The following is a 24,243-nucleotide window of genomic DNA, read 5'->3' as shown; positions in this document are numbered from 1 at the left end:
CCTTCATCGACGATGAGCATGACACAGCTGGGTTGAGGCCAGCGAAGAGGCAGAGGACCCTGGACGTTCCGCAAGGCCTTGCTGCAGAGCCGCAGCTGAACGGGATCGCTAATTCAGGCGGTCGCCTGCTGACGCCGGGCCCCACCCATCAACTGGGTGCATCGCCATGGGAGGCACGGCCGATGATGCAGGGGAGCGGGTACGAAGACGCCGCGGCGCCGCATGCGGTCGCGACGGCCGTCGGGGACGCCGCTGCGCAGCAGGGACCTGCTACTTGGCCATTGGTCCGCCCGGAAGGTTACGATCAGGATCTGATGGTTGAAGACGGCCCACCATGGTCCGAGGTTCCCCCTGAGCTGGCGCAGGACATAATCCAAGCTGGACGGCAGGAACCTGCCAGGTCCACGTCAACCTGGTCGCTGCAGATGCCGCTCAACATTGATTGGAGTATGTGGCCAGCGTCGGAAGCAGCGCCAGTGCACTATGTCAGGGCTCGCTCGGACGCCTACGGCGATTTTGAGGCAGCGGTTAATCCCAATCCGCCCGGGCCAGTACCGGGTCAACACCAGGGCGCTCGACAGCCCGGCTCGCCGCTGGCGCTTTCTCCGCTGCCGGCCTCCTCGGACGACGAAGCTATGGCGTGGTTGAGCGAGGAGTTGGAGCGGCGGCAGATGCTCCGCGAGACGGAGTGGCAGCCCATGATGCAAGGGACAGGGTCCGCCGCCGTCTTCAGGCCGGGAGGGCCCGATGACGTTCAGCTCATCCGTCGCGGGCAACTTTCGCCGATGAGTGAAGCTGCGCCAGCGGCAGCGCCACCGGCAAGAACTACCCAACCCGCCTCGCCAGCAACCGCTAGGCTGCCAGAAACCTACCGCGGTCTTCCAGTGGTTGATCTGACGAGGCCAACCACCACCTCCTCCGATGCCCAGATCGGGGCGTCGCATCCGACAGCCTCTTCCAATGTCCCCGTGGGGTCGGTGCTTGGCGCCGACGAGTGGCTGAGCACCGACCATATCCAGAGGGATTACGATTTGCTGGAGGAGCGGCTGCGGGGGATCGATCCGAGGCTCGCCGGCCAGACGCAGTTGGTGGATCCCATCATAGCCAATGGTCCCCTGCGCTTGCGCGGTTTCAGCGAAATCGATAGGGAATACGCATTGCACCGCATTGTCTATGATCAGGATGGCAACGACACAGCCGATTTCCTGTTCCTGCCCGTGAACAATGCCACTGAGCATAGCCTCGGCACCCATTGGTCGCTGCTGCTGGTTGATCGCAGCAACCGGGAAAGGCCGGTCGCCTATCACTACGACTCCCTCCAGCGAGAGGGATACAACGACGCGCCTGCAAGACAGCTCGCAGGGCTGCTGAACGCCACCTTGGCGCCAGCCCGCATGGCCAGACAGCCGAACCGTTATGATTGCGGCGTCTTTGTGGTGGACGGCACGCGGGCGCTGGTTCAACGACTGGTGGACGGGCAGCGGCCGGACCACGAGCCGCTGCACCTCGACAACCTCGTCGCCGATCGGCAGGCGCTGCAAGACCGGCTGAGCTTGCCGCCGGAACTCCGGCCGCTGTTGGCATTCGAGCCAGCGGAAATCTGGCGACTGTTGGATGATGAGCCTGCCTCCCCTTCGCCGCCAATTAGTTCGACCTCACATGCGCGAACGGACGGTGTTCATCAGCCGACCCAGGCGCCGTGGCTCCCTGAACGCAAAAGATAACTATTAACCGCGACCATGCGCGTCCTGGTTCGCATGCTCGGCTTTGATTGGCCTCCCCAGCTTTTTCTGTCCGTAATGTGATCGGGAGGCCGGGGCGCTGCGGTGCTCAGCGGATGGTAAGCGCTCATTTCCATGCGCGTTGACGCGGCCCGTTTGACCGGGGTCGCTGTCGGCCAGTTGCATCGGATCAAGTAGCGGCGGTTTTGGCGAAGTTGAATGGCAAGAGATCGGTGATGTCGGCATTGTCCGCGCGCTGCGGCAATTCCGTGAGGACGTGGCGCAAATAGGCCAAGGGCTCGATGCCGCAAGCTCGGCATGTCAGCATGAGGCTGTAGACGACGGCACTGGCCCTGGCTCCGTCCACAGTGTCGCTGAACAGCCAACTCTTTCTTCCAGTGGCAAAAATCCTGATGTCGCGCTCAAGCAGGTTGTTGTCGATCGGCATCCTGCCGTCTTCGGTGTAGCGCGTCAGGTACTCCCACTGGTTCAGGGTGTAGGACACGGCGTCGCCGATCTTGCTGTCGGGCAGGACCTTCGGGGCTATGTCGTCGAGCCATGCCTTGAGAGCGTTCATGATGGGGACGCTGTGTTGCTGGCGGAAACGGCGGATGCATTGATGTCGCGTTTCGCCCTTGTCCGGCTTTTCGTTGCGCGTCTGGCTTTCAATCCGGTAGAGCTGTTCGAAGAACTTCAGCGCCTGCTCCGGCGGGCCGCCGCCTTTCTTTCTGGTCTTCAGTGCATCGACGAAGCGACGTCTGGCATGGGCCATGCACCCCAGATGGGTCGCTCCTGCCAGCGTGCGCCAGGCGGTATAGCCATCGCTCATCAGGATGCCGCGGTAATCACCGAGGAAGGCCTGCGGATAGATCTGGCCGCGGCCGGGCTGATAGTCGAGCAGCACGATCGGTTCGTCGCTGTCCTCTCCACTCCGATACGCCCACATGAAGGATGTGCTGGTGGCTTCCCTGTCCTTTTCCTTCAGGACCTGGACCGTCGTCTCGTCACCATGGATGAGCGGTTGTGACCGAAGCCGCAGCTTCAGTGCGTCATAGATGCGGGAGAGATGCTTCTCGCTCGATCCGATCACCCAATGCCCCAGAGCGCCGCGGCTGACGGGCACGCCGGCTCGCTCGAATGCCTGGCTCAAGCGGTAGAGCGGCGTGCCATCGACATATTTGTGGACGAGCGCGAAGGCCAGCGTCGAGGCCGTGGCGATGCTGCCCGGCAAGGGCTGCGCGGGCATCGGGGCAATGACAACAGGCGTATTGATGCCGGTCCGGTCGCAATGGCGGCATGCATACTTGAACCGCACATTCTGCAGGACCTTCGCCTTCACCTCGATATGGAGCTGCTCGGTGACGGCCTCACCCATGCGATGCATCTGGTGGCGGCAGCAAGGACAGGCCTTCTGACCGTCGGCAAGGTCATACTCGACGCGCTCGCGCGGCAGGTGTTCCGGCAGAGGCTTGCGGCCACGCTTCTTTCCCTCCGGCTTTTCGGTGGACGGAAAGCCGGTGTCCGGCAGGTCGACGACATTGCCATCTTCGCTGCTGGCGTCGTCTTCATCGGCAATCTGTTCGGCTTCATTGAAGAGGCGATCAACGTGCTTTTCGCTCTTCGGCGCAAAACGATGCAGCCGCGCTAGCGCCAACTCTTCCTCGAGCTTGGCCACGCGTTCTGCGAGCTGGCGGTTCTGCGCCTGCAGCGCAGCAATGCGCGCCATCAACTCCTCAACAGTCGGTTCGCCAGGTCGATTCATCGTAGTTTTGAATCTGAACCGCACCGACGCGTCAACCGCACAATTCGGGAGCCGTCAGCCCGCAACCTGATATTGCCGCACCGGATGGCGCACCATTGCATCGATGTCGATGCCGTCGAGAATCCAATGGAGCTGCTCGGTCGTCAGCGTAACCACCGCCGTCTCCCGGCGTGGCCATCGGAACCTGTCTTCGGTCAGCCGCTTTAGAACCAGCATGAAGCCGGACCGGTCAAAGAACAAGAGTTTCATCCGGTCGCGACGGCGATTGCAAAAGGCAAAGACCGCAGGCGCAAACGGGTCGAGCTCCATCACCTCCTGAACCAGGACCGCAAGGCTGTTGATGCCGGCGCGGAAGTCGATCGGTTCGCGATGCAGGTAGACTGTCAGGTCAGCGCCCAGTCTGAACATGACCCAGTGCTCCGATGATCGCCGTCAATGCATCCACATCACCGCATTCCAGCGTCAACTTCACGCCGTTCGGCAAAGACGCGCTCACCTTGGCTGGGAGTGGCGACGACTTCGACAGCCGCTCTTCACCACGCGTGGCAGGCCTCTCTACCGAATTGCCCTGCATAGGCAGGCTGTACTCCGCGGCGACGCTGACTTGAACTGGAATGAACGCCGACGGCGCAGGTGGCGGCAAAGCAACGGCGTCTTTGGTCGTCTTTATCCACTTCCGAAGAAGGTTGGCATTGATCCCATGTTCAAGCGCAAGTCGCGATACCGACACGCCAGGCTCAAGGCAGGCCGCAACGAGCCGCTCTTTTGACGCCGCGTCGTACCGCCGGCGGCCGTTACGCAAAATTCGCCTCACCAGCAGTTTCTGTTCATCGTCCTCAATCACGTGGTGTCCACCTCCAAAGTGGACACTTCATGCCAAAACACGCTCAATGGAAAAAGGTGCAGAGAAATTCGCGCTTTCAGCGGATGTGACGCGCGAGATCTGCGATCCTAACCATCAGCATTTCCATCGGTCCTCGCTGGAAGACGCGCCGCCAAAGCACCGCGAAAGTGCTGATAACCACGACGAAGCCAAAGAGTATGGACAGGCTCCCGACTCTGCCAACCAGATTTTTAAAATAGGCTATTCCCACAATGTGCAGCACATAGGCCGTCAAAGGCATCGAGCCGACCGCGATTATTGGCCAGACCAGCTTTCGCAGATGCGGGAGCGCATCCATAGCGAGCCAACAAGCCGCAATGACAATCATTGCGCAACCGGTGTTGCCCAGGATCGAGAACGTCGTCTCGCTGTGAGGTGCGGCAACCCATAGCCAACTCGCTGTGTAGGGAGCGTCCGGGTTCATCCACCAGAGGTCCGGGTTCATCCACCAGAGGTCGGGAGTCTGGCCAAGTTCCCGCAAATCGGCCAATTCGGCGCTTACGCTAGGCAGCAAACGCAGCGCGAGCCAGGATCCCCCATAGCCCAACACGGCCAGCGCGACCCCCGCTAGACCAAGGCGCCAATGCATTGCTTGCGTATTAAGGCTAAAGCGCGCGATGGCCATGCCTGCGATCACGAAAGGAACCCAGGTCATCGCGGGATAGGCGCCGCTGACCATGAGCTTGAACACCGGGTCGAAGGACGCGCGCTCGAAGCCAACCATTGACAAGAGGTGGAACCACACTTGCGGGAGAACTAATGCGGTCCCAGCAGCGAGCAAGCCGAGTTGCTGTGCGCTGAGCCGATGGAGCGGCAGGACCAACAAGAAGCAGATTCCGTAGTATTCCAGGATGACCTCGACGTTCGTATCGAGGCAGGTCAGGATTGAGCCAAGCGCGAGTAAAACAAGGGCACGAATTGCGACTCTGTCAATGGCCTGTCTGCCGGCTTCCCCGACTTCGGCTCCTTGCGACCGGTAATCAGGATGATCGAAAAACCGGCCAATACGGCAAACAGGGCGGACGACCGCCCCTGGGTTAGTTCCATCAGATTCCTGACCAGTCCTTCGTCGGGAATGGGACCCCCGACATGGACGACAAACATGCCTATGACAGCCAGGCCGCGAGCAAGGTCGATGCCGTCCAGCCGATCTACGGCCGCCCCATCCCTCACGTCCGCAATCGCCGCGTTCATCGCCATGGTAGATTCCTTATGTTGGTTGTGTTGATCGCGGAGCCGCGAGAGGAGAGCCGGTCGGCTGCTGCCGTCGTCTCAGCGTGAAGGGGTTGAAAGATCGTGCCAATCTGGCGGATCGAGCCGGCGACAGAGGTTTATGCTTGCTGTTCAGCTCTTTAGCATGCGGCAAAACAACAGATCGGCTCACCAAGCCTGTGGCGCGGACCTGACAAACCGACAAACGGTGTCGCGGAGCCGTCATTTTTGTAGGGATGGCGGACCCGGGAGATCCACTGTCGGCGAGAGGCTCAGCGACGGCGGATGATCCGATCAGCACGCCGCGGCACCGCCGGTGACGATCGCCCCGGGTGTCAAGGCCAGGGCGTGAACCTGCGATAATCTGTGGTGGTGCGCCTGCGACCAGAACTTTAGTGTGGTCGGGCAGGTTGGCAGCAATATAGTGGACGACATGGGTCTTGCCGGTGCCAGGATGTCCGTGGAGAAGAATACCCTTGCGCCCCGATTGGCCGAGGCGCTTCAACTCCTCCCGGCATTTAACAAAATCGAAGATGTGCGTATCGAGCTGGGCCATAGTCGCCTTGGAAAGCACTACGTCGTTCCGGCTTACAGCAGGAAGCTTATGAACCCGCATTGTTTCCTGCGGGCCCCCGAATAAGGGATTGAAGATCCGGCAGGAGATGTGCGTTAAACTCCCAGCGGGAGCTCACGAGAGCTGTCAAATCATCTGTGTTGAAATGGCGACGAAGTTTCTGCCACACAAAGCGTTCGGGTTCAGGCATGACGATGTTCCTTTGAATGTGAAGTTGAGTGGAAGGCCTGGGTCTGTAGATACCTCATATGGTGTCTAAGACAAGAGGAGCAGGGTATATTTAATAATATATCTGCTTATTTTATGTCAAAGGCGTTATTCCATTGATATTTAGCTAGCAAGAATTGGAAAGATATACAAAAATATATTCTGGTTTATTTTTCAACTGGTGGAGTTGATGTCGCACTGCACTTAAATGTAAGATTGCGCCGACTTATCGCGACCACTGTACCTAAGCATGAGATTCATTGCCCCTGAGTCTCAATGAGACCGGTAATTTCTCTGGGGTCTAATACAGGTTGTTAGGCCCGCGTAGTCCATGAGCGCCGCTTTGTTCGGAGGGAAAGCGATGGCGGTGGAATGGACGATCACGATCGAGGGCAGGAACGAGTTCGGAGACGTTTGCCGGAAGGCGGTCCGCATCGACAAGAGCTGGGAACGTCTGTTTGACGGCGACCTCGGCCTGTCGATCGAGGACAGCAAGACCATCATGGCGGCGCTGCAGAGCGCGGTCGTGAACCATGAGGCGGAGACGTATTCCCTCTTCGTCGGGTCTGCCCGGATTGCCACAGGTTTCGGCCGGTCAAGGACTACACGACGCGACGGATCCGGACTGTCTTTGGCATCGTGGAGGTGCGCAATCCTCGTTGGATGCTGTGTCGGGATTGTTACCCAGGCATGGTCGATGCCTTTGCGCCGCTGCGGGAGATCTGCCCGGATCGAGCGACATCCGAGCTGATGGAACTGACGGCGCGGCTGGGGAGCATGATGCCGTACCGGCAGGCTGCGAGAGTGCTTGCCGAATTCCTGCCCGTTGAGCCGACCGAGACGCATGCCACCGTGCGCAAGCGAACCATCAGGATTGGCGAACGGCTCGACGATCAGGTTGCTGAGGAAGAATTGCACGCAAGGGCGCAAACGGACGAACGACGCCAGCTTGAAATGCAGCTTCCCGGCGATCGCCGCAAAGAGTTCGTCATCAGCATCGATACTGCGCATGTTCGCAGCGCCGATTCCAATTCAGCGCGCAACTTCGAGCTCGTTGTCGCCCGATGCGGCCGCGGCGGACGAGGCGAAGGTGGCGGTCGCTATTTCGTGACCAGCAGCACCGACCAACGGGCAATCCGGGATCGCGCTCTTCATGCTCTTTGGGAAGTGGGCTACCGCGGCTTTGGCGATGTGACGGTGATTTCGGACGGCGCCGAAATCCTGAAGCGGCTACCCCGCGCAATGCCGAAGCCGACGGCCCACATCATCGACTGGTTCCACATCGCCATGAAGGTCCAGCCGATGCAGCAGATCGCCGATCATATGGCTCGATCCCGATCGGGTCTCTCTGAAGCGCTTCCCGCAATCGACCGTGACATCAGAGCGGTGAAGTGGCGCCTGTGGCATGGGCGGGTCGATCGCGCGATCACCGATCTGGAGCAACTCTTGGAGAGGGTGAAGGCTTCGCAAGGAGACAGCGAGTTCTCCATCGCCCGACTTCAAAGCCTCGGCTTGCAGCTCCTGACCTATATCCGTTCGAACCGCGGCGCGATCGTCAACTATGGCAAGCGCTACCAAGCCGGCCTTCGCGTCGCAACGACTCTGGCTGAATCGGCGGTGAATTCACTTGTCGGCAAGCGGATGGTCAAGAAACAGCAGATGCGGTGGTCGCTCCACGGGGCTCACATGCTCATGCAGGTCAGGACGGCAGATCTCAACGGCGAGCTTCGCAATCGATTGCGGGCACCGTTCCGACAGCCAGAGCCGAACGTGCCACCACTATTCAAGCCCAAACCGCCTCTCCTGCGCGCCGCCTAACCCCAGAGAAGTTACCGGTCTCAAATGAGCTGGAGTGGCATCGCCGCTCTCCTCGGTTCTTGCTCTCTCAGTTGAACTTGATGCTCGTCTGCACGAACACGCCGTAGCGCTCTGTCTCCCAATTGGTGACCTGCGGGTGCTGTCACATTGATTGAGGGGTAAGGAAATTGAGGTAGCAGCGCGCCCATGACCGTGAGTGCACCGACCTACAAGAACCACCGCTATCCGATCGAAATCGTGGCCCGTGCTGTCTGGCTCTACTTCCGCTTCAATCTGAGCCTGCGCGATGTCGAGGAAATGCTGCTCGATCGCGGGATCGTCGTTTCCTACGAGACCATCCGCCGATGGTGCCGAAAGCACGGCCCTGATTATGCGCGCCGCATACGCCGCAAGTCGCCGACGAAAGACGATGTCTGGCATCTGGATGAAGTCGCGGTGCGCATCAACGGTCAGAAGTGCTGGTTGTGGAGAGCGGTTGATCAGGACGGATATGTGCTCGACGAGATTGTCCAGACGCGTCGCAACACCAAGGCCGCCAGGCGCCTGCTGACGCGACTTCTGAAGAAGCAGGGTCTGCCGCCAAAGCGTATGATCACCGACAAACTGCGCTCCTACGGGGCGGCCCAACGCCAGGTCATGCCGAACGTGGAACACCGCTCGCATAAAGGCTCGAACAACCGGGTGGAGAATTCTCACCTGCCGTTCCGAAAACGGGAACGAACGCGACAGGGTTTCCGGTCGGTCGGCTCATTGCAGCATTTCGTGTCGATCTTCTCCGCCGTCCGAAATCTCTTCGTCCCATCCCAGACCAACCGCTCCGCAGCACAAATTCGAACCCATCGACGCCAGGCAATGGCCGCGTGGGAAGCCGTGAGTGCACGGCCTGCCTGAAAAGCGCGGCATCGGCCTCACGCGGCCACATTTCAAACAACGTGACAACGCCACAAGAATCTCTGGTCGCTGTTTTCACGCATCCCAAGGGAGCCGCCACCCTCTCTCTTGGACGCGAAGCCCGCCGCTTGCTCCTCGGACAGTTGCACACGCGGCGGGCTTTTCTTCTTAGCCTGCACAGCATTCATGGGACATGGTGAGGATACCTGTTAAGCCGAACTCCGGTTAATTGGACATTCTGCGCGTTCAGATAGACGCGGCAACGTGAACTTTCCATCCTGCACGCATCCCGACTCGCCGCCTCAGTCACCGATACGGTTCATGATCCACTCGTGATAAGACGACACGCGCGTATACACACCGTATGTCTTTCCGCATTTGTGCCCATGCGATACAATTCCAACCAAGATGGCGTTCTTGCCATGGCCTTTGGTCAGAGGACCTCCACTGTCCCCTTGGCAAGCATCGGTCCAGCCGCTTTCGGTTCCGGCGCACATGTTCCCAGGAAAGATCCTTATCCTTTTATATTTGCGGCTGCACGTTTTGTTGTCGACGTACGGGACCTTGCCCTCTAGGAGCTCGTCTGATGGCTCTCCCTTATATCCTGTAGCTCCCTTACCCGTCACGGTAAGGTCCTCGCCAATACGAATGTGCGTCCTGGGGGTAGCAAGGCGAATGGCCACTGCGGGTCGCGTACTGTGCACCCGCACGAGCGCCACATCATGCTCCAATGTCTTGTCGTTATATTTTTCGTGAGGAATAAGCTGCTTTACATCTAACGAATGGCCACCCCTAACAAAGGCTTGGACCTGGTCGACTGTTGCACCCTCTAAACAGTGCGCCGCTGTGAGGATCCATCGCTTTCCGATCACCGTTCCACCGCACACCTGCCCGTCAATAATGAGTTCGACGTGCCAAGGATGCGCTTCGAACGTGGTCGGCCTGCCGAGCGTGACTTTCTGTCTCCCTCCAAAAGAACTCGTGGGCTCCGGCGTTGAATCAGGCCCGCCTTGTACAGAAGTTTGAGCATGGGCGTGTTGTCCACCAAAAAGGGCAGCGAGCGCGCAGAGGGCATGACGACGGGTGAGGTGTTGCATCGGTTTCCTCGTACTATTTTGCATTGCATATGTACGGCCGTGTGCCGTTGGCGCGCCACTCCTGCCTGCCCACGCATTAGGTGGCAACCCCTCATCTCGGATGTGATTCGGAATGCCGCAGGCAACATGCTTTGTCCTCGATAGGACGCTCTGGTTGCCGTGGGCAGAGGACTTCTTCGGAAAGCGCGACGACGGCACGGGGCCCGTTATAGGCAGGCTCGGCGTTGTCACGTTGTCTGAAATGTGGCCGCGTGAGGCCGATGCCGCGCTTTTCAGGCAGGCCGTGCACTCACGGCTTCCCACGCGGCCATGGTTTGGCGTCGATGGGTTCGAATTTGTGCTGCGGAGCGGTTGGTCTGGGATGGGACGAAGAGATTTCGGACGGCGGAGAAGATCGACACGAAATGCTGCAATGAGCCGACCGACCGGAAACCCTGTCGCGTTCGTTCCCGTTTTCGGAACGGCAGGTGAGAATTCTCCACCCGGTTGTTCAAGCCTTTATGCGAGCGGTGTTCCACGTTCGGCATGACCTGGCGTTGGGCCGCCCCGTAGGAGCGCAGTTTGTCGGTGATCATACGCTTTGGCGGCAGACCCTGCTTCTTCAGAAGTCGCGTCAGCAGGCGCCTGGCGGCCTTGGTGTTGCGACGCGTCTGGACAATCTCGTCGAGCACATATCCGTCCTGATCAACCGCTCTCCACAACCAGCATTTCTGACCGTTGATGCGCACCGCGACTTCATCCAGATGCCAGACATCGTCTTTCGTCGGCGACTTGCGGCGTATGCGGCGCGCATAATCAGGGCCGTGCTTTCGGCACCATCGGCGGATGGTCTCGTAGGAAACGACGATCCCGCGATCGAGCAGCATTTCCTCGACATCGCGCAGGCTCAGATTGAAGCGGAAGTAGAGCCAGACAGCACGGGCCACGATTTCGATCGGATAGCGGTGGTTCTTGTAGGTCGGTGCACTCACGGTCATGGGCGCGCTGCTACCTCAATTTCCTTACCCCTCAATCAATGTGACAGCACCGTCGAGCGAGATCATCGACAGCACGACGTCTTTGACGAGCGGATGGGCCGAGCGGATGAAGCTCTCCGAACAGCAGGTGCATTCGAGCCCATGCATCCATATGACGGGAACGCGTTCCTTGGTTTCGAGTGCTTCTGCCATCGCTGTCGCGGCACCCTGGCCGAAGCCGAGGCTCGCGGCCGTCAGGCTGCAGAACTTGGTGAAACTGCGCCGGGTGATCCCTTGGCGACGAATGACGTCATATAAGGTTTCGGCAGCTGCCATGTTGCTCCTCCAGCAATTTCATCCCCCATCGCATCGCCCGGATAGACGCCGGGCTCTGCCAGAAATGCTTGCTGCAAGAAGCGGACCAATTTAGTAGGGGTCAGAGGGATAATCACCCGGTTCGGGATAATGCTGTTTCCGACCCCACTGCGGACGTTGGAGGGTCCGCTACCGGGTCGCAGCGCCAGCTCGCGTAGTCACGATTCAAACGGAAGCCAATAGCTGCACCCTTGAGGGGTTACCCAAGGCGGCCCTAAGCCCCAGTGGCGAAAGCTCAAGATGAATTGGGGCATACGCCTCGGCCCACGCCTTTGCGAGGAGCCCTGGATGCGAGATAGTTCGAGGAACTTTGGCCAAGCATTGGAAGTCCACAGCAGGCGCGAAGGGCCATGTCTGCACCGACCCTTATCAAACATCGAGAAAGCCATTGCCAATCAATGAGTTGAACCGTTGAATCTTTTGGTGGCGTTTTCTGCCTCATCCTCGCTCTCCGATAGCTTCTCGGGTTTGATGTCGCAGCCCATGCCGCAATCATCTCGTTCCAGCGAATGGTCGAATTCTTCGCCATCACATCAGGTAGCAACCGCCACCAGTGCCCCTGCCACTCGCTTTGCGGTTGAGTGACTTTCAAATGGTCTCACCTTGACTTTCAAATAGTCACGCCGATAATTTCTATCGGTCACCACTGAAATTTCAACCGGTCAGGAGATCGGAACGATGGCTGATTACCCCCGCTTCGTTGAGCAACGCATCAAGGATGCGCTTTCAGACACTCGTGTCGTCTTGGTTGCTGGCCCTCGCCAATCCGGGAAAACGACCCTTGTGAGAAGGATGGCGGGCGCTGACGTTGCGTATCTTACTTTGGACAACGCGACTACGCTTGAGGCGGCGCAACAGGATCCCGTCGGATTCGTAAGGGGCATTGACCGAGCAGTAATCGACGAAATCCAGCGTGCTCCAGAACTTCTGCTCGCGATCAAGGAAAGCGTGGATGCCGATCAGCGTGCGGGACGGTTTCTTCTTACGGGTTCCGCCAATTTGATGACGCTTCCCCGTGTCGCGGATTCACTCGCTGGACGTATGGAGATCGTTCGTTTGCTGCCTCTGGCACAGAGCGAAATTCATGAAAATAGACCGAGCTTTCTCGAAAACCTGTTTCAAAACAAAATAGCCGCAGTTAAAAATTCAGTCCTCGGCGGAGATCTCGTCGGCGCTGTTCTTGCAGGGGGCTACCCAGAGGCGCTACGGCGCCCATCATGGTCACGGCGGCAGGACTGGTATGCGGACTACATAGAGGCGATCGTCCAGCGGGACGTTCGCGACATAGCTCAGGTTGATCAAATCAGCCAAATGCCCAGGCTCCTCCGCGTGCTTGCCGAACATTCTAGGCAGCTAGTGAACTATTCTGCCATCGGCAACTCGCTCGCAATGAATCACGTCACGACACGGAAATACGTGGACATCTTCGAAAGTCTTTTTCTGGTTCGAACCTTGCAACCTTGGTTCAGCAACAAACTCAAGCGGCTTACGAAAACTCCGAAAATCCATTTCCTGGATTCCGGCCTCCTCGCCGCGCTCCGGGATTTATCGCCTGATCACATTAGGAGTGACCGCGGAAAGTTCGGAGCATTGCTGGAAACTTTCGTATTCGCCGAAATTCTCAAGCTTGCAAGTTGGGCTGACGACCGTTTCGAGTTCTCTCAATTTCGGGACAAGCAGCACCACGAGGTCGATATCGTCATAGAGGACAGGAGAGGTCGAGTGACAGGGATTGAGATAAAGGCAGCAGCCACAGTCACAAGCTCAGATTTCAAGGGCTTGCGAATGCTGGCAGAAGCATGCGGAGATCGTTTTGTCTCTGGAGTGGTGCTGTACGACCACGATAAGATTGTCCCATTCGGAGAGCGCCTCCATGCGGCACCGCTTTCGGTACTTTGGGGGTAGAGCAGGTACCGGTGCCGGATGGCCGTTGCTGCCGAATGCCGGAATTCTTCGCTCGCAATTGCTAGCCCAACATCAACACAACGCGCCGACTGCCGTTGTATCTCGCCGCGAACCGTCTTGCGTTTGTGGCCCCTCGCCCTCACGGCCGGTTCAGCGTCGAACGTATCGTGCCGCGATGCATTCAAGGCCGCAACCAGAACGGCACCCGTGCGACCGCGGCAGAAGCCAGGGGTTACGTGCATCACGGCAAGACAATGGCGTCGGCAAGCCCGCCAGCATCGTCGCCAGTGCGGGCCTGGGAACCGCCATTGTCGAGGCGCTGGTCAAGCAGCTGGAGGCCAACATCGAGGTCATCAGCGATAAGAACGGCACCAGCGTGTCGGTGACAAGGGCAACACCTTCACCTCGCGCGTGCCGCGGGCGGCGTAGCGTGATCCATCCGGTGGCGGGAGCCTTGGCGAATTCTGGGCGGGCCTTTTTGCCAGTCCTGTGCACGACAAGAGCGGCGCCATCGTCCTGCGCCATCGTCCAGTATTTTACCTCCTTCGTCGATCTGACCAGGCACAAGGAGGAGCAGGCGCAATCCAAAATGCTCATCGACGAATTGAACCATCGGGTGAACAACACGCTGGCAACGGTGCAGTCGATCGTCTGGCAGGCGTCGCGAGCCAATTCCGATCCGCGGGCGATCCGCGAAGCGGTCGAGTCCCGGCTGGATCGGCCAGAAGGCGATCTGCCTTCTGGCCGTAGTCCTCTCGACCAACCAGGCCCAGCGGACCCATGGGCCGGGATTTTGGCGCTTTGAAAGCGGTGTCTTTCCAGTGGCCTGTCCCGGCTTCGGTGCTTTTTACTTACCAAGCTGCCTGACCGCCCTTGCTTTGGCCACTCGGATTAGTGTAACCTTGATTACCGTAATCAGGATTACGCTAATGTTCGTAGGTCGCGCCCAAGAGCTCTCCCGCCTCCGCAAGGAATTCTCCCTCGCTAGGCCCTCTTTGCTCGTGGTATATGGACGGCGCCGGATCGGGAAGTCCGCGCTGCTTAAGGAAGCTGCCAAGGACCGTCCCCACGTTCTCTATCAAGCGACGCGTGTCACCCCCACTCTGAATCTGGAGGGCTTCAAGGCGGAAATCGCCCGCTCGCTCTGCGCCGATCCCCTGTTGGACGGCCTCGGCGATTGGCTGAGCGTGCTGACATACCTCGCGCGTAAGGCCGAGGGAACGCTTGGGCTGATCGTCGTCCTGGACGAATTCCCCTACCTTGTCGAGGGCGACCAGGCGCTGCCATCGATCATCCAAAAATTCTGGGACGCGGTCGTCGCCGCCGAGGGCAAGCTGAACTTGGTGCTCTGCGGGTCGATGATTGCCCAGATGGAGGATCTGCTGGCCGAGAGGAACCCACTCTACGGGCGCCAAACCCTACCCCTGGAAGTGAAGGCGCTGCCGCTGCGGGACGCGGCCGGGTTCTTCCCGGATTACCCTGCTGCGGATCGTATCCTTGCCTATGCCATCTTCGGTGGTATCCCCTTTTACCTAAGGCTCTGCGATCCGAGCGCAAGTCTCGAGGAGAACGTCACCAATTTGCTGCTCGCCGATACTGGGGCGCTGGTAGACGAGCCGAACGTCCTGCTCCAATCGGAACTTCGGGAGACCCAACGCTACGCCAGCATCCTGGCGGCGATCGCGGACGGCTGCACCAAACTCGGGGTAATCGGCGGCCGTCTCCGGGACATCAAGGATTCCGTTTCGCTGAGCCCCTACATGAAGCGGCTCGAGCGCATGCGGCTGGTTCGGACCGTACATTCCCTCGACGCCAACCCCAAGTCACGGGACACGCGTTACTTCGTGGATGATCCGCTTGTTGCCTTCTGGCATCGGTTCGTTCGGCCGAACATGTCAAGTGTAATGCAGGGCTTCGGTCCCGAGATTTGGCGGCACCAAGTGGTGCCGCGGCTGAACGAGTATATGGGCGGCGCGTTCGAGGAAATCTGCCGAGGGCACGCCCGCCGCCATGCGCAGGAGGCTCTTCCGTCTCCGGCCCAGGAGATCGGTCAAATCTGGGGTGCCGAATATAACATTGACGTAGCCGGACGCTTGCTGGACGGATCGGTGCTATACGGCGAGTGCAAGTGGCGCCGCGGAATGATCGGGGCGGATGTCCTCGCGACACTGATCGAGCGCGCCCGAAGAACCGACTATGGTCGTGGCGTGGAAGATCGCCACTTCGTCCTATACGCGCGCACCGGTTTCAAGGCAGGTGTCCAAGAGCGTGCCAAGGAGGACGGGCGGATTGTGTTGCTGACGCCCGACACCATGCTCGCCCTTTGAAATCCTCAGTCAAATCGGGCGACGGTCGATGCGGTCCTCCGCCCAGTCACCCTCGCGGTTCAGTCCGACGCGTCCGGCTTTCTCGAGGGTACTGAGGATCGGAGACAGGCGCTTGCGATGATGGTGACGGCGCGGATCGTCCCCGGACACCCGTGCCTCGTTGCGAACTCCTGCGAGCATTCGGCGGTCGACATCGGATGCTTGGCGGTCCGCAGAATGTCGAGAGTCATCTGGCGCTTGTTTGTCTCGCCGATGACCTTGTCGAGTTCCATGACGCTTTCGGCCATGGGCAGCCGGCCGCGGCGCTACTGAGACTGAAGGCCCAGTCGTTCCCAGAGCTTGGCGCGCGCATCGACAACCGCAAATCGCGTGATGGGTTCGGGGGCAAGCCACGCATGCTGGACGCCGAGCAGGTGGTGGAAATCACCGGCCACCCGGTTGGCGACGTTTGCCCTTCCGGCCTCGCCTCGCCACTGCCGGTCTGTTGCGATGTGTCGCTACGCGCCCACGATCACGTGGTGCCGGCGGCCGGCGAAACCAAGGCCAGCGGTAAGAATCGGCGTCAAATGGTGCGACACTGCCAAGATGGCGGACCTGCGACGGATGCAAGAATCGACTGGCAGCGATGAGCGGCAGCGCCAAAGCGCAGTGACAGGCCGTTAAGCGCCGGGCAGCGTGCCCTTCGCCGACATCTCGAAGACATCGAGCAGGATAGCCAGCCCGACGCCGCACGCGGTCAGGATGAGGCCGGCCATGAAGATGCGGTTGGCGCGTTCGTAGATGGGTCGGCGCAGCGAACTCATGTCGAGCAGCTTGGACAGCGCCCGCATCTGCAACGCGATGCCGATCAGGATCGGCGCAACGGCGAATAGGTCGTAGAGCCGCCATGGCACGGGGTTTGCCGCCCAATGCGTGACGAAGCCGAGCGAAAAGGCAAGCAGGATGCCCACGACAGTGATTGTGCCATTGCGGAAAATCGTCTCGATCAGCTCTTCCTTCGGATCGTGCTCGTCCAAGCGTCCCTCCCCTCCCTCAGTCGTAGCAGGCCTTTGCACAGTGTGAGGCTAAGCTCTCGGGAAATCCCTGTACATCGCCGCCAATTAGTCAAGAGAGCTTCTGGCAAAGCGAACAGGTAGTTGTGCGGAGAATTAGCGGAACTGGGCGGTGAAACGCCGTTGAATTTGGCACTGACTGAGACCGGCGATCGGAGCCTTGTGCCCTATCGCCCCATATGGCGCTCCTTTGTTGTAGTATCTGCGACAATCCTCCAACTTTTCGAACCCCTTTGGTCTGACTCGCGCCAGATACCTAACCGCCTTAATGCACGGCGATAAGCTTTTGACGGCCTGAAGCGACGCTGTGGTCGCCGTTGCGGTGCTTTTCCACGCGCCTCGTCAGGCGCCGGAATTGCTCCGTCGTGATGGCAGGCGGGGGTTTGCAGGTTGCGGTCGACGGGTTCGTTTCGGGGCGTCTGCGCCCCATCGTTATGTCGCGAGTTGGGGGATGCGATCGAGGACGATGCGCAGGATGCGCTGGTCGGGGCACGATGTCGGCAGGTGCAGGCGGATTTGCGATTTCATCTCGACCACCCGCGCAGCGATTTTGATGAGGCGCAATCGCAGCGTGTCGAATTGGGCGACGGCAAAGCTCGAGCGCCTCGGCATCGCGGCCCGCAAGCCCCACATCAACCAGTAAGCACCGGCATGCAGGAATAGCCGGAACTGGTTGGCCGTCGCTCTGGTGCAGGATGTGCGGTCGGCGGCAAGATGCGTCTTCCGCGACTTGATGTGGTTCTCGGCCGCGCCGCGCCGGCAGTAGACATCCTCGTAGAGCGCCTTGGCCTTCCCACCGGCAAGGTTGGTGACGACGAAGCGGGTATCGGCACCTTGGGCGCCGACCTCGACCCGCGCGATGATGCGCTCGACGCGGCTCCAACTAGCGGCGCCGTCAACGAACTCCTTGAACCTGCGGACCTTGCCTGTCTTGGCCGACGCTTCGAAGCGCGCCGTCGTGCTGGCCTCCAGATCCGCGACATGCTTGCGCAGGGTCGTGGTGGGCGCGAGGCCAAAGATGAGTCGACGTCGTTGGCGCGGCACCAGTCGATGACCTGCGGGCTGCAATAATGGCTATCGCCGCGGAGCAGGATTCGAATGTTCGGCCAGTTGATCCGGATCGCCCGCACCAGACGGCGCAGGTGGGGGCGGATCTCAGCCCCACTCGGCCGCTTGGCCGGTCGCAGGATCGCGCTGACGAACCGTCCCGCACCATCGAACACTACGATCGGCTGGAAGCCGTACTCGTCATGGTGGGCATTGAACAGGCGAAGCTGTTGGCCTCCGTGCACAGCGTCGAAGGTGTCGTCAATGTCGAGTACGATCCGCTTCGGCACCTGCCGGAACGAGGCGCAATAGAGATCGACCATCGCCCGCCCCATCGCAACCAGCTCCCGCACGCCGGGCAGGTTCTCCAGCCGGCACAGCGTCGATTGCGACGCCAGATCCCGACCCGACGGCAGCGCATCCTGGGCCATCTTGAAGACCGGATCGCGGCGCAGCCGGTTGGCGTCGTTGCCGTCCTCGTAGCCGGCGGCAATCATCTTCATGCGAAAGCCGATCATGTCCGCCAGGCTGTGGACGACCTGGTCCGGGCAGCGCGGATCGTCGATGCAACGCGCCAGACGCTCGGCCACCCGCAACCGCTTTTCCACCTCGGCCAAAGCCAGAACGCCGCTGTTGGACGACAGCATGCCGCCGTCGAAACGGGCGACGACGGACTTGCCGCCGACTGATGACAAACCGCTCAGCGGCAGCGTAAGATCGTTCATGGTGGGTGTGGTCTCCGGGAAATGGTTCGGATCGGCTTAAGCAACCAAATCCTAAGTCATTTCAACGGCTTGCGCCACATCCACCAACCCCCATGAATTTTTCAGGCTAACATGATGCCATGGCAACGAGCTGGCGACGGAAGCATTGTCTGCAGTTTGGGATCATGCCAGGCATTGCCTTGTCAAAGAGGTCGCGATCCGTCTCGTCCCAGTAATGGTCGCATTCATTCTTGCTTGCGACTTTCCGTAGCCAGCCCGGGCCATTTATTTCACTAAGATCTGCGATGCAGGTCGAGGCGTTGTCGCAGTTTCGGCGGGTAAGATAGGCAAGACGACCTCGGGTACCTTTCCGGTCAGCGAGTTAAGGAAGGCAACGAGCAGGTCGACTTCTTCGGCCTTCAACTCTTCGCCGAGCTGGGTGGTGCCCATAATGGCCACGGCCTGTTTCAGATCCCAAACCTTGCCCGAATGAAAATAGGGCGCGGTGAGTGCCAACGTTGCGCAGCGGCGCCACGCGGAAAACAAAGGAATCGTCGGCTGAATTGGTGACGGCAAAGCGGCCCTTGTCGTTTTCCGGCCGTACCTCGGCGCTGGGCTTTTCAATAAGGCCGAATGCGTAATAGGCCTCCCCGCCAACGTTGATGCCGGCATGGCAGGACGAGCAGCCTTTGTCCATGAAAAGCGCCAGCCCCTGTTTCTGTTCGGAAGTCATGGCGGCATCATCGCCATTGAGGAAAGCATCGAAGGGCGCCGGCGTGACCAGTGTCGCCTCAAAGGCTTCAACTGCCTTGGCTAAGTTGTCGAAGGTGACGCGATCGGCCTCACCGGGGAAAGCTGCATTGAACCAATCGAGATATTGCGGCATCGACTTGAGCGTCGCGATGACTTGACCCGGTGTGTTGGCCATTTCGACACCGGCTTGGATCGGTCCTTTGGCCTGAGCCTTCAGATCTTCGGCGCGACCATCCCAGAACTGCGCGATGTTAAAGACAGCGTTCAGTACCGTCGGCGCGTTGCGCGGTCCCTTCTGCCAACCATGCCCAATTGATGTTTCAAGATTGTCGTCGCCCCCGGTGGCCAAGTTGTGGCACGAGTTGCACGAGAAGACACCTGACGCCGAGACACGGGGATCGAAGAACAATGCCTTGCCGAGCGCGACCTTTTCCGGTGTGATCGGGTTGTTGGCGACTGCCGGCGTGGTGGATGGCAAAGCCTTGAAAGTGGCCAGTGCCGTTTCTCTGAGGTCGGCGGGGATCGGTTCCGCAGCAAAAGCGATGGCTGCCGGCAAGGCGACAGCCATCGTCGCGAATAGCATTTTCATAAATGATCTCCGAGCGTTGTGCACGGACGCCATTGTGGGATATGCGGTTCGTGAACGCCCTGCGCTAGATCAACGGCGGGAGAGGACCGGGCCTGACGGCCAGACTTCGATCGGGCCTGCGATCGAATGGCGGAAGCCGCCACCAGGCTGTGTCCATCGCTCCGACCGTGGATCCCAACACGTGGCCGGCGCCATCGCAATTTGCTCGCGCTGACGGCTTGGTTGATTCCTTGGGGCGTGGCGACGATCACCATAACAATGCCTAGGCGGAAAGCATCATTGGAAGACCATGAAGGTCGAAGCCGTGTATTCGATGACGTACGAAACCTTCAGCGGCGCGAAACACCTTCGGCTTTTTCATTTTGCAAAATTCAAACGGACGGGATCGAGCTTCAAAGCAAACTCCGACCCAGTTACGGGGCAGCCAACACCGAGCGGATCAACGTGTATGACGGTGGGATGCGGCGCTATAGACCTCGATGCTGGGATGAGCATCGCAATAATCCTGTCGAGACAATTGTTGCGTTCAGCGGCAACCCCCACTATGAAGCGACGCTTCGCCGACTATGTTCCAAGCCGCCCGGAGATTTTCATGACAGAAGAAGCCGACAAAAACACCGACACCCTCATCGAGCTCACAGCCGATGTGGTCTCAGCCTATGTCTCCAACAATCCGGTTCCGGTAGGGGACCTCCCTGCTCTGATCCGCCAAGTGCATGCGGCTCTGAAAGGCACAGCCGGAGGCGTCTCCGCAGAAGAGCCGGCGGTCCTTAAGCCTGCAGTCCCGATCAAGAAGTCGGTGACACCGGACTACATGATCTCCCTTGAGGACGGGAAGAAATTCAAATCGCTAAAGCGCCATCTGTCGACCCACTACGGGCTGACGCCGGACGAATATCGCGCCAAATGGGGCCTGCCGGCGGATTATCCCATGGTCGCGCCGAATTACGCCGCGGCGCGCTCGGCATTGGCCAAGACGATGGGGCTCGGCCGCAAACCGAAGGAGCCGGAAACGCCGGCGCCGGCGCCGGCGAAACGGACCCGCAAGAAGGTCACGGCATAATTTCGGCAACCGAGATTCGTTTTGGAGTGTGCTGCTGCCATTGGCATGATCTGCACGGAATATGAAAAGGCGGGGAGCCACCCCGCCTTGTCTTTCCAGACAACCTGGTTTCAGGAATTCGCGACGGTTTGCAGCAATCTGCTGACCGATTCTCCGGTCAAGCCATGTTCTCGCCCACTCTTGTCGAGCGGGTCAGCCCATCCGGGACGTGCCGCGTGCTTCCGGCTCTTGCGGGACGCAGCCGAAAAATCAGCCAGCTTTGCTTAGGCTGCCAGCGGATGACTTACCAGTGCGGCGGTCCTGTTCGATCTCATAGTTGACCTTCTGGCCGTCATTGAGGGTTGAGAGGCCCGCGCGCTCGACAGCGGAAATGTGGACGAAAACATCCTGACCGCCATTGTCGGGCTGGATAAATCCAAATCCCTTGCTGCTGTTAAACCACTTCACTGTTCCGGTCGCCATATGCGTATTCCTTTGTACAATTGCAACGTGGGCAGGCCGTTAGGCCAGTCCGATACATAGCCGAGACTTTAGGCAAAGCAAAAACGAAAAATTGCGGGGCCCGGCTCGATCTGCTGATGGTGGCTCGCGCCACTGGGTCAACGGCCGGGTGGTTAACGTCGCCACCTTGGTGCATAACCCTGGCGAGGCTTGAAGGAGTTCGGAATTGGATTGTTTCAAAAGGATCGAGGCGTTAATCGATGCGGCCAGCGCGGATGCGATCGATAGGGCGCGCGTTTTGCTGGATCAGTTGGACGATAAGTCGCAAACAATCGCCCAAGCGATCGACGACTTCCTGCTTGATCTGATGACCCTGGTGTTTGTTATAGAAAGCACCCAAGAGATGTTCCATTATCCGGCACGGCGGTTGGCACATCTGAAATTGACCAGGGTCAGGCTGTTGTTGGCATCATAGCCTTGAGCTTAGAGCCGGTCGCCGGTTAGAAGGCATCGATCTGTTCGTCGGCTCACCAGCGCGCAAAAACTGCCTGCATGGCGTGTGCAAAATTCCGTCGCCCCCTCAGCCAGCGGCGGCTGCAACTGCTCACCTTTCCAGCATCGCCGCCCCGATCGGAAAAGGAAACGTTCAATGTCACACGGACATCAGTGAATAGCGAACTCGGCATGGCGCCCACGCAAAAGGCCCCTCTTTGTCGCCCACTTAACCACCCAGCACCGAAGAACCCGATCGGCGGAAATTGTCACGGTTTCTGCTTGTTCCGACGACTGAACGGAGAAGAGAAAAAATTCTGATCCAAACTGCCCAAACTGCAAAGTGTGTTTTCGCACTTTCGCAGATGGCGAAGCATCAGATGTTCTGCCTTCCAATCGGGGCTGCGCCCGATCCTGGCTGCGCCAGGCTGTAATGAGCGAAGTCCATTTCCGTTGCCGAAAATGGCTATGCAAACACCGTGCGATTTCGGCTCTCGAATGGCAGCATCTATCTCGACGATTGACCCAACGCCTTGAGGTAGGCCGCCACCTAAACTGCGAACAACGACAATACTAACCCCAGCCCTGTTCTTGGAAAAACAGGATAATGCAAAAATTACCCTTTGATACAGTTCTGATCGCCAATAGAGGCGAGATCGCCGTACGAATCATCAAGACGCTGCGCGAGCTGGAGCTGCGCTCTGCAATTGTCTACCACGATTTCGATGCGGGGACGCCAGCCGTCTCAATGGCCGACGTGGCGGTTCCCATAAGCGGTCGCACACCGGTCGCGGCCTATCTCGATAATCATCGCTGCCGCCCACGATTTGAACGCTGGGGCGATTCACCCGGGCTATGGATTTTTGTCGGAGAATGCGGAATTTGCTCGCAAGGTGTTGGAGGCCGGCATCGTGTTCATTGGGCCTACTCCAGAGAATATCGAATTGATGGGCGACAAGATCCAGGCCCGCAAGTTCGTTCAGCGGAATGGCTTTCCCGTCGCGCCTTCGGCGATCGAAGAGGATGATCCAGCAACGTTCATTTCGCGCGCACGGTCCATTGGAACGCCTTGGTGAAACCATCCGCCGGCGGCGGTGGCAAGGGCATGCGGATCGCGCGACATCGATGCATTGGAACACGCCATTGTGCAGGCACGCAGGCGCAGCGGTATTTCGGAGATGCTGCGAAGCCATGATTATCGATGACACTGGCAAGGAGTTGCCGCCAGGCGTGACAGGCGAAGTAGTGGTGCCGGTCCCCAACGTCTTCTATGAATATTGGCGCGATCAACAAGCGACCCGAGAGGCGCAGCGTGAGGGATGGTATCGCAGTGGCGATCTCGGTCACCGCGATGCCGACGGTTATTTTTGGGTCCGTGATCGCAAAAGAACCTGATCATTTCCGGCGGAGAAAACATCTATCCGGCGGAAGTCGAGCGTGTGCTTAACGAGCACACCGATGTCGCAGAATGCGCTGTCGTCGGCCGGCCGGATCCGCGCTGGGACGAAGTACCAGTCGCCTACGTGATCAGGCGGGGGGCTCGGATCGAAGCAGAAGCACTGGCTGCCTATGTGCAGTCCCAAGTCGCCCGTTTCAAAGTCCCGCGCGAGTTTATTTTCACCAAAGAATTGCCGCGAACGGCGTTGGGCAAAATCCAGCACTCTATTCTGAAAGAGCGCGATGCGCGATCAAGCCTGCAAAGAGGCAGCAATTGAAGAACAGGGCCTTGCGCGATGACTGGGTTCTTTTACGGCCACAGGTGAACTTGCGATTCAAGATGAATGCGGCGGTGACGGTGCCATACGAACTCGGCCTCGGCGAAAGGTTCGGAGGCTATCGCTTGTGATTTCTTTCGCGATTTAGATTTTGGACGTGAAGCGTAATATTGAGCGCGCTGCTCATGCCGCCTCACCAATCGCCGTCCGGCCGTCGATCGCCCTTTACGAAATCTCCCAGCTTCGGCTGCCGGCGGGATCAGCAAAGGGCGTCGCTCAAGGCCGCTTCGTCCTCGCATCCGCCGATATATGATCAATTAAAGGCAATGTCTCAGCGTCCTGAGGATGGCGAATTGCGGTTCCTTGGTCCGCTCCGGACATTGAAGAAGGCATGCCGATAAGAAACACGCCGAGAGCGTCTCCCGGCGCTGCCTTATTTGTTGGTTTTTCAAAACGGCCAGGCGCTGTCTGTCGGCTTGGGGGCGCAGCCCAGCGTCTAGCAGCCCCGCGATTTTGTCGGGAGGTGTACACACATTGCCTCGCGATCCCGGATAGCTTTGGGCAACTCTGACAACTGATATCAAGCACGCTGCCGAGGCCAGAGCCGGCGATGCCACGCTCTAGCCAGGTGCCATTGAGCGGCCTCCTTGACGTCGGCC

General features: G+C 59.3%; 18 protein-coding genes and 6 pseudogenes. 12 read left to right on the top strand and 12 right to left on the bottom strand.

The window, feature by feature from the left end; all coding sequences use genetic code 11:
• The first annotated feature begins 977 nt into the window (after positions 1-977).
• Complete coding sequence (locus ACZYHG_RS35130) at positions 978-1,724, top strand: Ulp1 family isopeptidase (protein ID WP_464614987.1); 747 nt, start codon at positions 978-980, stop codon at positions 1,722-1,724.
• A gap of 187 nt (positions 1,725-1,911) precedes the next feature.
• Here ACZYHG_RS35130 and tnpC read toward each other — a convergent pair whose 3' ends face one another.
• The 5 genes from tnpC to ACZYHG_RS35105 all read right to left on the bottom strand — a co-directional run bounded on the left by tnpC (position 1,912) and on the right by ACZYHG_RS35105 (position 5,566).
• Positions 1,912-3,483 (bottom strand): IS66 family transposase, encoded by a 1,572-nt coding sequence (tnpC, locus tag ACZYHG_RS35125; RefSeq protein ID WP_464613071.1) that lies wholly within the window; start codon positions 3,481-3,483, stop codon positions 1,912-1,914.
• A 54-nt stretch (positions 3,484-3,537) separates the two neighbouring features.
• Positions 3,538-3,891, bottom strand: coding sequence for an IS66 family insertion sequence element accessory protein TnpB (gene tnpB / locus ACZYHG_RS35120; protein ID WP_464613070.1), 354 nt, complete (start codon positions 3,889-3,891; stop codon positions 3,538-3,540).
• Positions 3,872-4,324, bottom strand: coding sequence for an IS66-like element accessory protein TnpA (gene tnpA / locus ACZYHG_RS35115; RefSeq protein WP_464614636.1), 453 nt, complete (start codon positions 4,322-4,324; stop codon positions 3,872-3,874). The genes tnpB and tnpA overlap by 20 nt, the downstream gene beginning before the upstream one ends.
• Positions 4,325-4,403: 79 nt before the next feature.
• Entirely contained in the window at positions 4,404-5,189 is a 786-nt protein-coding gene (locus ACZYHG_RS35110) for a DUF418 domain-containing protein (RefSeq protein WP_464614986.1), read from the bottom strand.
• A 56-nt stretch (positions 5,190-5,245) separates the two neighbouring features.
• Positions 5,246-5,566, bottom strand: coding sequence for a heparan-alpha-glucosaminide N-acetyltransferase domain-containing protein (locus ACZYHG_RS35105; protein ID WP_464614985.1), 321 nt, complete (start codon positions 5,564-5,566; stop codon positions 5,246-5,248).
• A 1,154-nt stretch (positions 5,567-6,720) separates the two neighbouring features.
• On the opposite strand from ACZYHG_RS35105, the pseudogene ACZYHG_RS35100 reads away from it, so the two are divergent.
• Positions 6,721-8,177, top strand: a pseudogene (locus tag ACZYHG_RS35100) (ISKra4 family transposase).
• Between the two features lie 186 nt (positions 8,178-8,363).
• A complete protein-coding gene (locus ACZYHG_RS35095; protein WP_464614984.1) occupies positions 8,364-9,068 on the top strand; it encodes an IS6 family transposase in 705 nt (234 codons plus the stop codon).
• 302 nt (positions 9,069-9,370) lie between these two features.
• Here the strand turns inward: ACZYHG_RS35095 and ACZYHG_RS35090 are convergent, their stop codons facing one another.
• From ACZYHG_RS35090 to ACZYHG_RS35080, 3 genes and pseudogenes are all read right to left on the bottom strand, one after another.
• Positions 9,371-10,165 carry a serine protease gene (locus ACZYHG_RS35090; protein ID WP_464614983.1) on the bottom strand — a complete coding sequence of 265 codons (795 nt, stop codon included), beginning with the start codon at positions 10,163-10,165 and terminating at the stop codon, positions 9,371-9,373.
• A gap of 272 nt (positions 10,166-10,437) precedes the next feature.
• Positions 10,438-11,142, bottom strand: coding sequence for an IS6 family transposase (locus tag ACZYHG_RS35085; protein WP_464614982.1), 705 nt, complete (start codon positions 11,140-11,142; stop codon positions 10,438-10,440).
• 51 nt (positions 11,143-11,193) lie between these two features.
• A pseudogene (locus ACZYHG_RS35080) lies at positions 11,194-11,457 on the bottom strand (hydrogenase small subunit); the annotation flags it as partial.
• A gap of 717 nt (positions 11,458-12,174) precedes the next feature.
• Between ACZYHG_RS35080 and ACZYHG_RS35075 the strand changes: the two are divergent.
• From ACZYHG_RS35075 to ACZYHG_RS35060, 4 genes are all read left to right on the top strand, one after another.
• A complete protein-coding gene (locus ACZYHG_RS35075) occupies positions 12,175-13,401 on the top strand; it encodes an ATP-binding protein (protein ID WP_464614981.1) in 1,227 nt (408 codons plus the stop codon).
• A 25-nt stretch (positions 13,402-13,426) separates the two neighbouring features.
• A complete protein-coding gene (locus ACZYHG_RS35070; protein ID WP_464614980.1) occupies positions 13,427-14,206 on the top strand; it encodes an HWE histidine kinase domain-containing protein in 780 nt (259 codons plus the stop codon).
• A 124-nt stretch (positions 14,207-14,330) separates the two neighbouring features.
• Positions 14,331-15,728 (top strand): ATP-binding protein, encoded by a 1,398-nt coding sequence (locus ACZYHG_RS35065; protein ID WP_464614979.1) that lies wholly within the window; start codon positions 14,331-14,333, stop codon positions 15,726-15,728.
• Between the two features lie 197 nt (positions 15,729-15,925).
• Entirely contained in the window at positions 15,926-16,357 is a 432-nt protein-coding gene (locus ACZYHG_RS35060; protein ID WP_464614978.1) for a YbaK/EbsC family protein, read from the top strand.
• Between the two features lie 30 nt (positions 16,358-16,387).
• Here ACZYHG_RS35060 and ACZYHG_RS35055 read toward each other — a convergent pair whose 3' ends face one another.
• The 3 genes and pseudogenes from ACZYHG_RS35055 to ACZYHG_RS35045 form a co-directional block, all read right to left on the bottom strand.
• A complete protein-coding gene (locus tag ACZYHG_RS35055) occupies positions 16,388-16,744 on the bottom strand; it encodes a hypothetical protein (protein WP_464614977.1) in 357 nt (118 codons plus the stop codon).
• Positions 16,745-17,212: 468 nt separating this feature from the next.
• Positions 17,213-18,552, bottom strand: a pseudogene (locus ACZYHG_RS35050) (IS1380 family transposase).
• A 264-nt stretch (positions 18,553-18,816) separates the two neighbouring features.
• A pseudogene (locus tag ACZYHG_RS35045) lies at positions 18,817-19,873 on the bottom strand (cytochrome-c peroxidase).
• A 592-nt stretch (positions 19,874-20,465) separates the two neighbouring features.
• Here ACZYHG_RS35045 and ACZYHG_RS35040 point away from each other — a divergent pair.
• Complete coding sequence (locus tag ACZYHG_RS35040; RefSeq protein WP_464615364.1) at positions 20,466-20,936, top strand: Ros/MucR family transcriptional regulator; 471 nt, start codon at positions 20,466-20,468, stop codon at positions 20,934-20,936.
• 249 nt (positions 20,937-21,185) lie between these two features.
• On the opposite strand, the gene ACZYHG_RS35035 is transcribed toward ACZYHG_RS35040, so the two are convergent.
• Positions 21,186-21,398: a cold-shock protein gene (locus ACZYHG_RS35035; protein ID WP_464614976.1), complete on the bottom strand. Its 213-nt coding sequence runs from the start codon at positions 21,396-21,398 to the stop codon at positions 21,186-21,188.
• 205 nt (positions 21,399-21,603) lie between these two features.
• Between ACZYHG_RS35035 and ACZYHG_RS35030 the strand changes: the two genes are divergently transcribed.
• The 4 genes and pseudogenes from ACZYHG_RS35030 to ACZYHG_RS35015 form a co-directional block, all read left to right on the top strand.
• Positions 21,604-21,852 (top strand): hypothetical protein, encoded by a 249-nt coding sequence (locus tag ACZYHG_RS35030; protein ID WP_183455186.1) that lies wholly within the window; start codon positions 21,604-21,606, stop codon positions 21,850-21,852.
• A gap of 624 nt (positions 21,853-22,476) precedes the next feature.
• A pseudogene (locus ACZYHG_RS35025) lies at positions 22,477-22,945 on the top strand (biotin carboxylase N-terminal domain-containing protein).
• The gene (locus tag ACZYHG_RS35020; RefSeq protein ID WP_258580866.1) at positions 22,942-23,064 is read left to right on the top strand and encodes a hypothetical protein; all 123 of its coding nucleotides are present in this window, start codon (positions 22,942-22,944) and stop codon (positions 23,062-23,064) included. Before ACZYHG_RS35025 ends, ACZYHG_RS35020 begins: the two are co-directional and overlap by 4 nt.
• Positions 23,046-23,584: pseudogene (locus ACZYHG_RS35015) on the top strand (class I adenylate-forming enzyme family protein); the annotation flags it as partial. The gene ACZYHG_RS35020 and the pseudogene ACZYHG_RS35015, both read left to right, overlap by 19 nt.
• Positions 23,585-24,243: the final 659 nt, after the last annotated feature.

It is taken from the genome of Mesorhizobium subarcticum (assembly GCF_055456085.1).
Note: the sequence above shows the minus strand (reverse complement) of the source record. Positions and strands in the feature narration are given on the sequence as shown.

Coding starts and splice junctions, on each gene's coding strand:
- ACZYHG_RS35065 (WP_464614979.1), top strand. CDS start 14,331: ATGTTCGTAGGTCGCGCCCAAGAGCTCTCCCGCCTCCGCAAGGAATTC.
- ACZYHG_RS35090 (WP_464614983.1), bottom strand. CDS start 10,165: ATGCAACACCTCACCCGTCGTCATGCCCTCTGCGCGCTCGCTGCCCTT.
- ACZYHG_RS35085 (WP_464614982.1), bottom strand. CDS start 11,142: ATGACCGTGAGTGCACCGACCTACAAGAACCACCGCTATCCGATCGAA.
- ACZYHG_RS35040 (WP_464615364.1), top strand. CDS start 20,466: ATGACAGAAGAAGCCGACAAAAACACCGACACCCTCATCGAGCTCACA.
- tnpC (WP_464613071.1), bottom strand. CDS start 3,483: ATGAATCGACCTGGCGAACCGACTGTTGAGGAGTTGATGGCGCGCATT.
- ACZYHG_RS35105 (WP_464614985.1), bottom strand. CDS start 5,566: ATGGCGATGAACGCGGCGATTGCGGACGTGAGGGATGGGGCGGCCGTA.
- ACZYHG_RS35095 (WP_464614984.1), top strand. CDS start 8,364: ATGACCGTGAGTGCACCGACCTACAAGAACCACCGCTATCCGATCGAA.
- tnpB (WP_464613070.1), bottom strand. CDS start 3,891: ATGTTCAGACTGGGCGCTGACCTGACAGTCTACCTGCATCGCGAACCG.
- ACZYHG_RS35060 (WP_464614978.1), top strand. CDS start 15,926: ATGCTTGGCGGTCCGCAGAATGTCGAGAGTCATCTGGCGCTTGTTTGT.
- ACZYHG_RS35075 (WP_464614981.1), top strand. CDS start 12,175: ATGGCTGATTACCCCCGCTTCGTTGAGCAACGCATCAAGGATGCGCTT.
- ACZYHG_RS35035 (WP_464614976.1), bottom strand. CDS start 21,398: ATGGCGACCGGAACAGTGAAGTGGTTTAACAGCAGCAAGGGATTTGGA.